Annotated in this window: 8 protein-coding genes; 5 read left to right on the forward strand and 3 right to left on the reverse strand. The window is 60.8% G+C overall.

From position 1 onward, the window contains the following. Nucleotides 1–41 precede the first annotated feature (41 nt). Both H5P28_RS01675 and H5P28_RS01680 read left to right on the forward strand, forming a co-directional pair. Nucleotides 42–1,001 carry an aldo/keto reductase gene (locus tag H5P28_RS01675; RefSeq protein ID WP_185673964.1) on the forward strand — a complete coding sequence of 320 codons (960 nt, stop codon included), beginning with the start codon at nucleotides 42–44 and terminating at the stop codon, nucleotides 999–1,001. A gap of 407 nt (nucleotides 1,002–1,408) precedes the next feature. Then, nucleotides 1,409–4,303: a vitamin B12-dependent ribonucleotide reductase gene (locus H5P28_RS01680; protein WP_185673965.1), complete on the forward strand. Its 2,895-nt coding sequence runs from the start codon at nucleotides 1,409–1,411 to the stop codon at nucleotides 4,301–4,303. 241 nt (nucleotides 4,304–4,544) lie between these two features. Here the strand turns inward: H5P28_RS01680 and H5P28_RS01685 are convergent, their stop codons facing one another. Continuing rightward, on the reverse strand, nucleotides 4,545–5,204 hold the full coding sequence (locus H5P28_RS01685; RefSeq protein WP_185673966.1) for a metal-dependent transcriptional regulator: 660 nt from the start codon (nucleotides 5,202–5,204) through the stop codon (nucleotides 4,545–4,547). Between the two features lie 333 nt (nucleotides 5,205–5,537). Between H5P28_RS01685 and H5P28_RS01690 the strand changes: the two genes are divergently transcribed. Then, on the forward strand, nucleotides 5,538–6,029 hold the full coding sequence (locus H5P28_RS01690) for a hypothetical protein (RefSeq protein ID WP_185673967.1): 492 nt from the start codon (nucleotides 5,538–5,540) through the stop codon (nucleotides 6,027–6,029). Nucleotides 6,030–6,353: 324 nt separating this feature from the next. On the opposite strand, the gene H5P28_RS01695 is transcribed toward H5P28_RS01690, so the two are convergent. Next, nucleotides 6,354–7,316 carry a 3'(2'),5'-bisphosphate nucleotidase gene (locus H5P28_RS01695; protein ID WP_221773329.1) on the reverse strand — a complete coding sequence of 321 codons (963 nt, stop codon included), beginning with the start codon at nucleotides 7,314–7,316 and terminating at the stop codon, nucleotides 6,354–6,356. A 152-nt stretch (nucleotides 7,317–7,468) separates the two neighbouring features. Here H5P28_RS01695 and H5P28_RS01700 point away from each other — a divergent pair, with 152 nt between their 5' ends. Beyond that, nucleotides 7,469–10,768 (forward strand): response regulator, encoded by a 3,300-nt coding sequence (locus tag H5P28_RS01700; protein ID WP_185673969.1) that lies wholly within the window; start codon nucleotides 7,469–7,471, stop codon nucleotides 10,766–10,768. Here H5P28_RS01700 and H5P28_RS01705 read toward each other — a convergent pair. Beyond that, complete coding sequence (locus tag H5P28_RS01705) at nucleotides 10,746–11,159, reverse strand: Fur family transcriptional regulator (protein ID WP_185673970.1); 414 nt, start codon at nucleotides 11,157–11,159, stop codon at nucleotides 10,746–10,748. The two genes, H5P28_RS01700 and H5P28_RS01705, sit on opposite strands and share 23 nt — an antisense overlap. 98 nt (nucleotides 11,160–11,257) lie before the next feature. Here H5P28_RS01705 and H5P28_RS01710 point away from each other — a divergent pair, with 98 nt between their 5' ends. Continuing rightward, nucleotides 11,258–12,277: a hypothetical protein gene (locus tag H5P28_RS01710; RefSeq protein ID WP_185673971.1), complete on the forward strand. Its 1,020-nt coding sequence runs from the start codon at nucleotides 11,258–11,260 to the stop codon at nucleotides 12,275–12,277. The last annotated feature ends 1 nt before the right edge of the window (nucleotide 12,278 follow it).

Genomic DNA, 12,278 nt, shown 5'->3' on the forward strand with positions numbered 1-12,278 from the left:
CCGTGGTTGCACGTGGAGTTGAGCGCGCTATACTGGTTGCTATGAACAAGCGACCTCTCGGTAATTCTGGCATGGAAATCACGCCCGTGGGCTTCGGGGCCTGGGCGGTCGGCGGCAACTGGAAATACGGCTGGGGCGACCAGGAGGACAAGGACTCGGTCGCGGCTATCCACAAGGCGCTCGAACTCGGCGTGAACTGGATCGACACCGCCGCGGCCTACGGCCTGGGACACTCCGAGGAGGTCGTGGCGCGCGCGTTGGCCGACTGGCCGGGCGAGCGGCCCTACGTTTTTACCAAGTGCGGGATCGTCTGGGATGAAAAAGGGGAGGTGGATTTCAAGGTTCCGGCGCAGTCGGTCCGCCGCGAGATCGAGGCCAGCCTGAAGCGGCTCAAGGTCGATGTGATCGACCTTTACCAGATGCACTGGCCCGCCGACGAACTGGACGAAACGCTCGAAGGCTGGGCCGAGATGGCCAAGCTGAAAGCCGAGGGCAAAGTCCGCTGGATCGGGGCCTCGAACTTTAGTCGTGAAGAGCTGGAGAAGGCGTCGGAAATCGCACCCGTCACCTCCTTGCAACCGCCGTATTCGCTCCTGCGCCGCGAGATTGAACAGGACGTGCTGCCGTACTGCGGCCAACACGGGATCGGCGTGATTGTTTACTCGCCGATGGGCTCGGGGATGCTCACTGGTGCCATGACGCGCGAGCGTGCCGCCAAGCTCCCCAAGGCCGACTGGCGCAGCGGCAACGCCGAGTTTCAGGAGCCGAAGCTTTCCGAAAACCTGCGTCTGGTCGAGCGTTTGCGCGAAGTCGCCGCCGCCCACGGTCGCACTCCCGGCGAGGCCGCCATCGCCTGGACCCTGCGGCGTCCGGAAGTGACCGGGGCCATCGTCGGCGGGCGCAACGCCGCCCAGGTGGAAGGCATCATCGGGGCGATGGATTTCCGACTCAGCGACAGCGAAATCGCCCATATAGAGGGTCCGGTTTGTGCACGCGGATAGGCGGGGGCGGGGCAGGCACCCCGGAGCATGCGCAGGCTCTGCTTCTTCGGCAGGTGTGTGCTATGTGGATGGCACCTGGCACGAGGACTTTCGTCGCTTGCCCGACCCGAACAGCCACCGACCAGCGCACATCGCGAGCGACGAAAAATGACGGCGTCTTTATGCCATTTACCCGATAGCGCTTCGTGGTCAGGGGGTTGGGGATTTTTCAATTTTGGGCGGAAGGAGATGGCTGGATTAGGGGGGCTAATGAAGAGCTAAACCGGCGTTTGAAAGTGCGGACGGGTGGCCGTTTCCGCGTGCCATTGTGTTTGGATCGGTTTTACTCGACTACTAGATTTAGCGGCTTTACGCTAAAAACACCCCACATGTAGTAAGTTGTTCACCGCTATTCACATTTTATTCGCATGAAAGACCAATCCTCCACCCGCAACCAGACTCCCAGGCACGCGCTCACCATCAACCGCTGCTTTTCCTCTTCGGACGTCCACCCCTATGGTCAGTTGACCTGGGAATACCGCACTGCCGAAATCACCGACGATAAGGGCAAGGCCATCTTCAAGCAGGACAACATCGAAGTCCCGGCCGCCTTCTCCGACCTGGCGACAAAAATCCTCGCCTCGAAATACCTCTACGGCGACATCGACAACGGTACCGATCCGAAAAACGGGGGCCGCGAAAGCTCTTTTAAGCAGGTGATTGACCGCGTGGCGGGCACCATCACCGATTGGGGCCTGGCCGACGGCTACTTCAAGGACGAGCAACAGGCGAACATCTTCCGAGACGAGCTGACCTGGCTGCTTGCCAACCAGTACGGCGCCTTCAATTCGCCGGTCTGGTTCAACCTCGGCCTCTACCACGCCTACGGAATCGGCAAGGACTCGTGCAAGGGCAACTTTTACTGGAACCAGCAGCACGATGTCGTCATGCGGGCCGAGAGCCAGTACGAGTACCCGCAGTGCTCGGCCTGCTTCATCCAGCACGTCGAGGACAACATGGAGTCGATCATGGACCTGGCCCGCGCCGAGGCCATGCTGTTCAAGTTCGGCTCGGGCTCGGGCACGGACCTTTCCAGCATCCGCTCGACCCGCGAAAAACTCTCCGGCGGCGGACGCCCAAGCGGCCCTCTCAGCTTCCTGGCCGTGTACGACGCGGTGGCCGGGGTGGTCAAGAGCGGCGGCAAGACCCGCCGGGCCGCCAAGATGAACACCCTCAAGGACTGGCACCCGGACATCGAGGAGTTTATCAAGGCCAAGCAGGTCGAGGAGCGCAAGGCCTGGGCGTTGATCGAGGAGGGCTACGACCCGTCCTTTAACGGTGATGCCTACGCCTCGATCAAGTACCAGAACGAAAACCTCTCCATCCGCGCCTCTGACTCGTTCATGCAGGCCGCCATCGACGGGAAAAAGTTTTTCACCCGCCGCGTGACCGACGGGCAGCCCTGCGAGGAGAAAGACGCGTCCTTCCTCCTGGACAAGATCGCCGAGGGCACCCATATCTGCGGCGACCCCGGCATGCAGTTCGACGACACCATCCACAAGTGGCACACCTGCAAGGGTTCGGGCCGTCAGAACTGCACCAACCCGTGCAGCGAGTACCTCTTCCTCGACAACTCCGCCTGCAACCTCGCCTCGCTCAACCTGATGAAGTTCCGCACGCCAGAGGGCTTCGACGTGGAGCGCTTCGCCGCTGCCGCCCGTATCTTCATCATCGCGCAGGAGATCATCGTGGACCGCTCCTCGTACCCGACCGAGGGCATCACCTACAATAGCCACTGGTTCCGCACGCTCGGGCTCGGCTACGCCAACCTCGGTGCGCTCCTCATGTCCTACGGTTACGCGTATGCCTCGCCGGAGGGACTCGGGCTGGCCAAGGCCATCACCGCCGCCATGACCGGCGTGGCCTACAAGACTTCCGCCGAAATGGCCGCGCTCAAGGGGCCGTTCCCCGGCTACCACGAGGCCGCCCACTACGGCGTGCCCAACCCACCCGAAGCCGACAACGTCGCCTCCATGCAGGCCGTGATCGAACTGCATAAAAGCCATGTCGAGGCTCTCGACCACCACTCCCCCAAGCCCGTGGCCGAATACGCCGCCAGGGTCTGGAAGGAAGCCTCCGACCTGGGTAAACGCTACGGCTACCGCAACGCGCAGGTCACGGTCCTCGCGCCCACGGGCACGATCGGTTTTCTCATGGACTGCGACACCACGGGCGTCGAGCCCGCCATCGGCCTGGTCGCATACAAGACGCTCGCCGGCGGCGGTCTCATGACCCTGCCAATCAAGTCCATCCCGCTGGCGCTGGAAACGCTCGGCTACGACAAGGCCGCGATTGAAAAAATCTGCGCCCACGTCAAGGAGTACGGCACGGTCGAGAACATCAAGATGGGCGAAAAGGTGCGCGAATCCGGCATCAAGGACGAGCATGTGGCGGTCTTTGACTCGGCCTTCCGCTCCGGTATGGGCAAGCGTTACCTGCCCTACACGGCGCACATCGACATGATGAGCGCGGTCCAGCCCTTCCTCTCCGGGGCGATCTCGAAGACGGTCAACATGCCCGAGGAGTGCTCGGTCAAGGACATCCGCCAGACCTACATCGAAGCCTGGAAAAAGGGCATCAAGGGCATCGCCATCTACCGCGACGGCTCGAAGCGTTCGGCCCCGATCAAGACCCGCAAGGACACGCCAGAGGAAAAGCCGGTCGTGCAGGTCGTGACCGAGCCGTACCGCCGCAAGCTGCCTGACACGCGGCAGTCCATTACGCATAAATTCTCCATCGCCGGGACCGAGGGCTACCTCACCATCGGCAAGTTCGACGACGGCAAGCCGGGCGAGGTCTTCATCCAGATGGCCAAGGCGGGCTCAACCATCAACGGCCTGATGGACTCCGTCGGCACGCTGGTTTCGCTCTGCCTGCAATACGGGGTGCCGCTGGAAACGCTGGTGAAAAAGTTCAGCCACGTCCGCTTCGAGCCCGAGGGCATGACTCGCAACCCGCACATTCCCTTCGCCAAGAGTGTGGTTGATTACGTGGCCCGCCTGCTGGGCATGGAGTTTATCCCCGGCTACAAGGAGCGTATGTCGCCCGCCCTCCAGGCCGAAGGTGGCTTCGAGGACCAGCACCCCGGCAGCACGACCATCCCCAAGGAGGAAGAGGAGGCGCACATCGACACCGAGCAGCTTGAGTTTCTGACTCAGTCCGAGGGCAACCTGACCTGCCCCGAATGCGGGTCGAGCAAGGTCAAGGTCACTGGCACCTGCGCCTGTTGCCTGAACTGCGGCACTTCGCTGGGGTGCAGTTGAGATGCGCCCGTAGATTAACGGTTCAATTTACCTGGCAAAAGCCGGTCCGTTGCGGACCGGCTTTTTTAAACAAGAGGGTTGCCTGGTACGCCACGCGAAGGGGCCCGAAGTTCCTTTCCGCCTATTCGTGTCCTTCGCGGGCACCGCTTTCATTTTATCCTTCTTTTCAGAAAGTGATATAACTGGATGCTGGAGAGACCCTTAAATAGAATAACCGGCTGAGGCTCCGGGTGGGGGCGGGTCAGAGTTCGACCCAGATTTTACCTGCGGCGGACAGGCCGATTTCTCTGGGGGCCTGGCCGGGGATTTCGATGGTGAAGACTCCCGAGGGGGTGTGGACTTTGCTGACCTTGAACGGCGTGCCGGGCAACAGCCCGAGCGAGCGTACGTGTTCGAGAAAATCGGGCTGCTGGTCGGCGATGTGGGCGACTTTGGCCCGCTGGCCGGGAGTCAGGTGCGTCATCTGATGCATGTGGCGACGGTGCATGTGACCTTCGCGCGTCGGGATGGGGTCGCCGTGCGGATCAAAGCGTGGTTCGCCGAGAAAGGCGTCCAAATGTTCGAGCAAGCGGTCCGAGACGGCGTGTTCGAGGGTCTCGGCTTCGTGATGGACGTCGGCGAGGTTCATTTTCAGCACTTCGGCCAGGAAATATTCCAGCAGGCGGTGGCGGCGGATCATGCCCACAGCCAGTTCCTTGCCCTTGGAGGTGAGCCGAACTGTTTGCGGGGGCTCTTCGGTGACGAGTTCCGCCTTGGCCAGCCCGCTGACGATGGATGAGACCGTGCCGGGGATGAGGTCGAGGCTGTCCGCGATCTCCTCGACCGTAACGGTTCCATGTTCAGCCCGGTCCGCGAGCAGGTAAATGTTTCGGATGTAGTTCTCAACCGTTCGGCTCGGCATGATAAATGTCTCTAGTGAGGAAGTGGGCGAATTGCAAAGAAAAGCGTGCGCGCAGGCGAAAGGTTGTGCGGAGGCGGCGAAACAAGGTCCAGACGGAGATCGGCAGCAGGGCTTTCGTTGTCTTTTTACCTGATTTTAACTGTTGTGTGATGAAAGCTAACTATGTTCATAAGTTATTGTAATCTAAATGTAAAGGGACGCTGCTCACGCGCTTAAAGCTTGCTTTCGAGGCCTGTTTAAATAGTCTTACCTATCGAAACTAGGGAAAACCCATGAGTGACGAATAGTTGCTTACGAGGTGCTATCGACTTCCCCGGTTGTTGTTTTTATCATATGAAGTCCATACTCCAGCGGCTGACGGGTCACGCAGCCAAGGTTGAGGCTTCTCTGGCATCGACGGAAGTGATTCCGCCGCTCACGGAGAAGGCTTGGATCGGAGTGGACCTGGACGGCACGTTAGCCAGATTCAAGAGCTGGAAAGGGCTGAAGCATGTGGGGCGCCCCATCCCCTTGATGCTGGCCCGTATCCATCGCTGGCGGGCCGCCGGTTACCAGGTGAAAATCGTGACTGCGCGGGCAACCCTGCCGGAGTCTCTCCCTCCGATTGAGAAGTGGCTGCGCAAACAAGGCCTGGAAGGCCTGGAGATCACCAATCGTGTCGATATGGACATGGTTGAGCTCTGGGATGACCGCGCCGTCCATATCCAGCCAAACAGCGGGCGACTCTCACGCAGCCCGTCGGTACTGGCCCGACCCCGCGCTCCTCTGCTTGAAGAGGCTTTTCCGCAAGAAAATCGTCCCCGTCTCTCGTTTCTGACCTCCTAACGATTCTTTCTCATGTATAAACTTGTCAGGAACAAAATGACTACGCCCGGCATTCTTCTCACTATTGCCGTGGCTATCGCTTTTGTCGTCGGTGCTGTCGTCAGCCACCGTGCGCAATCACGCAACGAAGCGCCAGTGGCCGAGGCCACGACTACGCTCCGGTAAATGTAGCTCGTTTATTGTTAGGTGTTTAAGAAAACCTGTAGCCATAGTGGTTAAGTAGCCAATTGTTAATTGTTGGATGCGAAATCTAGAAAACAACAATTAGCCATTTAACCATTCGCTCTTTTAGTGGCGGCTACGGCTTTATTTAAACCGCCCCGGTTATGCCGGGGTGGCCGCTTGGATGGCGGCGATGACCTGGTCGTGCCAGCGTCCGTTGGTGGCGACGACACCGCTGTTGTGCCGGAGCGTGCGCCCGGCGCTGAAGTCGAGCGGCTTGCCGCGGATATCGGTGACAGTGCCACCCGCTTCCTCCACCACGAGGCAGCCGGCGGCGTGGTCCCAGATCTTCTCCTCGTAGCCGGGGCGGGTGGGCAGGCGCAGGTAGATGTCCGCGTCTCCGCGTGCGATGGAGGCGTACTTACACTGGCTGTCCATCCGGACCGAAGGCCGGGTGATGCCGAGTTTCTCCGCCACGGTGGCAGACCAGTCATGGCGGGAGTGTCCGCTCTCGACCGATTCGCAGAAGCAGGCGAGGGCGGTGTCGGCGGTCGATGAGACCTTGACCGGAGCGGCTTCGCCTGCGTCGAGCGGGTAGAGCCAGGCCCCTTCTCCGCGACAGGCGGCGAGCAGGCATCCGGTTTTGGCCGTTGCTTCATGGCCGCAGGGGAGTTCGGGGCAGCCGAGCACGCCCATCACGGGCTGCCCGTCTTCGACCAGCGCAAGGGCGATGGCGTACTGGTCGTTGCGCAGGAAGCCCTTGGTCCCGTCGATGGGGTCGAGGGTCCAGAAGCGTCCGGCGGGACCGCCGGTATGGTTGCCGCGGTCGATGGCAGCGAGGATTTCCGGGTTTCCAAGCTGGGGCAGGATACGCCTGACCTCGGCGAAGACCTGGGCGCGCAGAGCGGCGTTGTCGTCGGCGCGAAGGGCGTCGGCGTCTTCCTCGGCTACCACCGGGATATCCGGGGTGGCGGCCTGGAGCAGGTGGAGGATGACGGCCTGCGAGCCGTAGTCGGCAATCGTGACCGGCGATTTGTCGTTTTTGGCCAGCGCACCGTCCGCAGTCAGGTTTGCCCGGACGTGTGCGCATAAAAGTGCGGCCTTGCGCACGGCGTCGATTGCCATTTGTGCTGAAAAGTGCTCAAACTTGCTCATGAGAGGGAATTTTGCAGGGAATTAAGGCTTCTTCTTCGGTGTTGCAGATTTATTATCGTCTGCAAATATAGGGTAAAGTCCTCTGTTTAGTTTTTACTGTAATTTACCGATACAAAGCACGCTTGCAAAAAGAACAAGAAAAGACTGGGGTCCGTTTCGGACCGGCCGCACTCGGGCTATTGGTTGCCGGGATGATCTTTGCGGTCGGGTGCATTGTCGTGGCCTATGTGTATTACCAGGCGCGCAGCACGCAAGTCTCAAGCATCCGGGGCGACCTGGAGCGCCTGGCACGTCTGGTGGCGGCCCAGATTGACGGAGACAAGCACCGGCAGATCCTTTCTCCGCAGCAGCAGGACAGCTTCATGCACGAGTTGCTGCTGGAGCCGATGATCGCCTTTCACAACGCGGCGCCCGACATCGAGCGGGTTTACACCATGACGCCCCGAAGCCAGGGCGGCTACAGCATCGTGCTCGACACGAGCCAGAAGATCGACCTGCTCAAACGCAAGCCGGGCAACCTGAAGCCCATCGCCATCATGGAGCCCTATTCGGGCAATTTTGCGCCGGAGGACCAGGAGGCGATCCGCAAACTCGGCCCGAATGAAGTTTATTCGACCAGCGAACCCTACACGGACCGTTTCGGCACATATATGTCGGGGCTGGCGCCAGTGGTGGACTCGTCCGGCAATACTGTGGCCTATGCGGGGGTCGATCTGCCGATCGACGTCTATAACCAGCGCATGGCCGAAGTACGGGGGGTGGCGACCGGAGGCATTATCCTCTCCCTGATCCTGAGCGGGATGCTCGGCAGTGTTGCGGCCTGGATTCAGTTTATCCTGATCAAGGCCGAGGCGGTCAAGAACCAGGCGCGTCGCCGCTCGCTGCAGTCGCTGGAAGAGCTGGAGTACAACCAGAAGCTGCTCAAGTCGATCGCCGAGATGAACCGGATCATCCTGAGCGAGCCGGACCTCTCGCGGTCCATTAACGAGGCGCTCCGTCTGGTGGGGAAAACCGCCGGGGTGGACCGCGTGTACCTGATGCACCATCCGGCGGGTATGTCGCCTGACAAGCCCCAGGCCGAGGAGCACTACGAGTGGGCGCGTACCGGGATGACCTCGCACATGGACAACCGGGAATTCCAGCCTTTTTCCTACAATCAGTTTGGGCTCAGGCATTGGTACGAGCGCTTTGTCGAGGAGCGGGAGGTTTTCTGTTCGCTGCCGGGCGCGGAACGCGCCGATGCCGATTTCCTGGCCCGTTTCGGCATCCGTTCGCTTTTTTGCTGCCCGATTGTTTTCGACAATACCTGCTGGGGCTTCATGGCCTTTGAGGATTGCCGCCGGGAGCGCAACTGGACCGAGGAGCAGCGGGCGATTTTCGCCGCGTCGGCGCGTAATCTGGGCGCTGCCATCAAGCGCAACGTGGAGGAGGACGCCCGCCGTGTGGCCGACGAACGCTTCCGCGCCATTTTCCGCCAGTCTCCCATCGGCATGGTGATCCAGACCGCGGACGGGATCATGCTCCACAGCAACCAGGCCTTTCTCGGAGTCATTGGCTGCACGGAGGAAGACATCGCCCAGCGTTCATACCGTGAACTCTTTCCCGAGGACCGACTGGAGGAGGTTGAGCAGGAACGGGCGCTGATGATGGAAAAGGGCTGGAGCGGGCCTTTCCAGAGCGAGCTTTTCCATAAAAACGGGCACCGGGTCTCCGTCGTCTTTCAGAACATCATGATCGACGGCCGCGAGGGCGAAAAGCAGGTCGTGACCTTTATTGAAGACATCACCCGGCGTCTCGAACACGAAAGGGAGATGCGCAAGGCCCTCGCCGACGCCGACGCCGCCAACCGCGCCAAGAGCGAGTTCCTGGCCACCATGAGCCATGAAATCCGTACTCCGATGAACGGGGTGGTCGGCATGACCGGCCTGCTGATGGAGTCCGAGCTGACCGCCCAGCAGCGCGACTACGTGGAGACGATCCAGCTCAGCGGCGAGTCGCTCCTGGCCATTATCAGCGACATCCTCGACTTCTCCAAGATCGAGGCCGGGCGCATGGACTTTGACAAGGCCCCCTTCAGCGTGCGCGACTGCGTCGAGAGCACCCTGGAGTTGCTCGGCCCCAAGGCGGCCGAAAAGGGCCTGCGCATGGCCTATCGCCTTGCCGACGGCATGCCCGAGACTTTCCTCGGCGACGCCACCCGCATCCGCCAGGTGCTTTTCAACCTGGTGGGCAACGCCGTCAAGTTCACCGAAGAGGGTGAAGTGTCGATCCTGGTTAACGCCCGGCTGCAAAATTCCGGCTTCCACGAGGTCACGATTGACGTGCACGACACCGGGATCGGGATTTCGCAGGAGCAGATGACCCGGCTGTTCAAGTCCTTCAGCCAGTTGGACACGTCCTCGACGCGGCGGCATGGCGGGACCGGCCTGGGGCTGGTCATCAGCCAGAAGCTGCTGGAGCGGATGGGCGGGCGGATATGGGTCGATAGTGTGGTGGAGAAGGGGACCGTTTTCCATGTCGTCGTGCCCATGAAAAGCGTCCACAACAATTCGGACGAGGTGAAGGAACCCGCCGCCGTGCCGTATGCGGGCAAGTCCGTCATGATCGTGGAGAGCCACACCCTGACACGCGAATACTACACCCGGCAGCTCAAAACCCTCGGATTGCGGGTGGAGGCCTTTCGCTCGGCCCACGAGTGCCTGGCCTGGTCCAAGCTTAACGGGAACATCGACCTGGTGCTTATCGCGCAGGACCTGAAAAATTACGATGCCTGCCGATTGGCCATTGAGCTTGACCGCATCTACGAGGGGAAACTCAGCTTGGTGCTGCTGCGTGCGAGCAATGCCAGGCTGAGCCAGAACTACACCGAGACCTTTGAACTGGCGCTCCCTCCAACCTACCGGTTGAATACGCTCTCAAAGTATATGGCCGACGCGCTCAAGCTCTCCACCCGTCCGCTGCCGCCTGTCAGGCAGGCTCCTTCCGCGCAGTCCTCTGCGGAGGGCGAGGAGCGACGGCAGTTGAACATCCTCATGGCCGAGGACAACAAGGTGAACCAGAAGGTGACGGGCTTGTTGTTGAAAAAAATGGGCTACTCCGCCGACATCGCCAACAACGGGCTGGAGGTGCTCGACGCCATGCGCAAGCGCCACTACGACGTTATCCTGATGGACATGCACATGCCCGAAATGGACGGGCTGGAGGCCACACGCAACATCCGCGAGAGCTACGCGCGGGACCGGCAACCTTACATCATCGCGCTCACGGCCAGCGCGTTTCAGGACTTCAAGCAGGAGTGCCACGAGGCCGGGGTCAACGCCTTCCTGACGAAGCCCCTGCGCTCCGAAGAGTTGAAAAAATACCTGACCCGCCTTCAGGACGGCCAGATGGGCAGCACAGCTACAGGTTCTCCTCAGACTTGAGGGGGCAGAGCTTTTTTACGCAGCGGCCGAAGATGATGACCTCTTCGCCCTCGAACTCGAATTCCGGGGGCTGCTGCACCTTGTCCATGACCGCCGGGGTCTCGCCGGGCAGGACGAAGACCTGGTTGCACTCGCGGCAGATGAAGTGCGGGTGGTGGCCGCCGTCGGGGTTGGGTAACTCGTAGCGCACGGGCTGGCCGGGGAAGTTGACCCGGATGAGCATGTGCTCGCGGATCATCTCGGCCAGGTTGCGGAAAATCGTCCGCTGGCCGATACCGGGGCAGTCCTGGCGGGCCGAGGTGAGGATATCGTCCAGGCTCAGCGGGCGCTGGGCCTGCTGCAAGGCGTGGATGATGGCATCGCGCTGTTTGGTTTTTCTTTTCCCGTGCATGCTTGGTGGCGTTATGGGGCAGCTTAGGGAAATAAACCGCCGTGCAAAGTACATTTTCTAATTGACACTCGCATGCCAAAAACGTCCTCTAATCTACTATGCTACGAGGGACCAAGATTATTGTATTTATGGTGGCGGCCCTGCTGGCCGCAAGTGCCCAGGGGGCGATCACGCCGGGGGCCGGGTACACCGGTTCGACGGTGTTGACGGGGCGTTCCTTCGGGGCCTTTGACATTTACACCGATGCCGGAAGCGGCTCAAGCTACGCCTACGGCTGGACCGGTGGCGCGCTCAAGCAGTACTCCATGAGCAGCGGAGCCGAGACGGGCAACCTGGGCGCTCCCGATGCTGATCTTGGCTCGGCAGCTTCGCCCTCCTTTGTCAGCTACAACCCCTCGGACGGTTCCGTCTGGGTCGGCTTCACCAACTGGCAGAATCCCGCAATCGACCGGATCTACAAGGTCAGCTCGTCCGGCGAGTGGACCCAGGTGAACAGCCTGACCAACAACTACAGCCTCGCTTTCTACAACACGGAAGCCTTCGTCATGGCCGGGAACACAGTTTACTGGATCGATGGCGAGACTGGCAGCACCACCGCCTTTGCCCAGTTCGGGACGAATTCGGCTCAGCTTACCTTCGGGGACTCCGGCATGGTCGTGGGGACCTACGGCCTCACGGGGGATAATTACATCCTCGGCTACAGCAACGCGCAGCTCAACAGCTTCCTCCAGACCATGGAGCTTGGTGGCACCTGGACGCCGCTGCTGGTCGGCGATGGCGATATCCTTGAGACCTACTCCATGACGGGTAACAACGGCGGTATCGGCGGTGTTGCCGTGGGCGAAGACGGCACCATCTATTACTCCGGCAATGATTACTCGACCTACGAAACTCTAATCACCGACTCAGACGGCAATGTGATCGGGACCGCCCTCTATGACGGAATCGTCTATCTGGACGAGCTGGACGGGAAGCTCTACTACACGACCTGGAGCCAGGACGGCATCTCGGTGCTGGAGGCGGTGCCCGAACCGAGCGTTTACGCCCTGGCCGGTGGGATCTTCATGCTCGCGTTTTCACTTTATTATCGCCGCCGCGTGACCCGGTTGAGGGAATAAG

Source organism: Ruficoccus amylovorans (assembly GCF_014230085.1).
Classification (GTDB): domain Bacteria; phylum Verrucomicrobiota; class Verrucomicrobiia; order Opitutales; family Cerasicoccaceae; genus Ruficoccus; species Ruficoccus amylovorans.